This is a genomic window from Schleiferilactobacillus perolens DSM 12744, assembly GCF_001435585.1.
Classification (GTDB): domain Bacteria; phylum Bacillota; class Bacilli; order Lactobacillales; family Lactobacillaceae; genus Schleiferilactobacillus; species Schleiferilactobacillus perolens.
Genome location: NZ_AZEC01000041.1, coordinates 1 through 1657, shown reverse-complemented (window position 1 = coordinate 1657; position 1657 = coordinate 1). Strand labels below are relative to the sequence as shown.

Genomic DNA, 1657 nt, shown 5'->3' with positions numbered 1-1657 from the left:
GGCACTACACCCTGTCAAGTACACAGTTTAAATAATATAAATTATGATGCTTTAAATCGGAGGGCATGATTTCGACATTCTGTCGGGGTCATGCCTTTTAATGACTTTTGACGTCGACCGTTGTTGTACCAGTCAATTGCTTTGGTAATGTTTTGAAGTAATTCTTCTTTGGTCAATGCGGTTTTAAAACTTAAGTCCTCATCTTTTAAATGACTCCAGAAACTCTCCATAGGCGCGTTGTCTCCAGGTGTCCCCGGTCTTGACATGCTATGGCAAATGCCATAGCTATTAAGGGCCCGATTGAATTCTAATGATGTATAGGCCGAACCTTGGTCAGTGTGTAAAATTAATTCGTTGGCGGCCAGGTCATTACTTTTCATTGCTTTATTAACAGTTGCTGTCACCAGTGTTGTCGTTTCGGTATCATCGATCGCCCAGGCAACGATACTGTGATCGTGTAAATCCTTGATGGCACTAAGTCGTAGTTTGTTGAGACTTTGATTACCGTATTTTAATTCAGTACAGTCGGTTGTCCAAACCTTATTAGATTCTTCCTGATTAAAATCATGCTTGATGATATTGGCTGACATCATTTCTTTATATTCCGCTTTACGATCATGTTTACTAATGCGAATCGATGATTTGATATGGTTAACTTGCATTAATCTTCTGATACGTTTGGCATTCACATGGTACTCAGTCTCTTCGTTGATGTGCATAACTAAGGTTTCAACACCAAATATATAATTATGGCTAATTTCTAATTTAAGCATGAATTTAACTAGCTCATCATTTAGTCGTTCATTAGCGGTTAATGTCCGGTTCAACCATTTATAATATGACCTCCGCTTGATCCCGACTTCTTGACACAACCAACTTATGGGATATTTACCGGCTAGTTCTTGAATTGCCTGATATTTTGAGATCCGGTCGATTGATGACCAACCACTTACTTCACTCTCCTTTGAATCTCTTTCAATTTTTTTGACAGGTCCTTTTCCATTTCCAAATGTTTAGTTCTAGCTTCTAATTCTTTTATTTTCAGTTTAGCGATATCTAACTCGGTAAGTGGCGTAGCTTTACTTTTCCCACGGCGGTCGGCTAAAGCGTCCACACCGCCGTTATTTAGCTTCTTGACCCAGGTATAAACTTGTTGATACGAGACCTCAAAATGGCTAGCGGCCTCGTGGTAAGCATAGTCGTTGGCGATAGTCCATTGAGCTATTTCAATGCGTTCAATTTGGGTTGTCTTGCGTCCGTCTTTCATCTTTCGGTTCCTCGGATTTCTATTGGAATAAGTTTTCTTTCCAATAGTATAATCTCTAAACCAATTAGACACCATCCCGGCGCTACTCAAACCATACTTGGTGGCTAATTTTGGAAAAGACAGCTTTTCTTTGATATGTTCCTGTACAATCCTTTCTTTGAATGCTTGAGAATAGCTGCGATTTTTTCTTTGATGCCTTAAGCCTTCACTTCCATTGAGATCGTACAATCTTTTCCATTGATGAATAACGTTTTTATTTATTTGTAGATCCCTGGCAATTGATTGCACCGTATGGTTATTATCAATCAGATTAAGAATGTTAATCTTTTCATCAAATGAATACTTTCTATTTGAACGCATACAAAAACCCCTTAGGTACACAGATTTTTT

General features: G+C 38.5%; 2 protein-coding genes. Both read right to left on the bottom strand.

Going from position 1 to position 1657, the window contains the following annotated elements:
* Window positions 1-41: 41 nt before the first annotated feature.
* Window positions 42-926 (bottom strand): IS3 family transposase, encoded by an 885-nt coding sequence (locus FD09_RS15425; RefSeq protein ID WP_120770892.1) that lies wholly within the window; start codon window positions 924-926, stop codon window positions 42-44.
* A 23-nt stretch (window positions 927-949) separates the two neighbouring features.
* Window positions 950-1657 (bottom strand): helix-turn-helix domain-containing protein (locus FD09_RS15420; protein WP_083488011.1); only part of this gene is annotated, 708 nt, incomplete at its 5' end.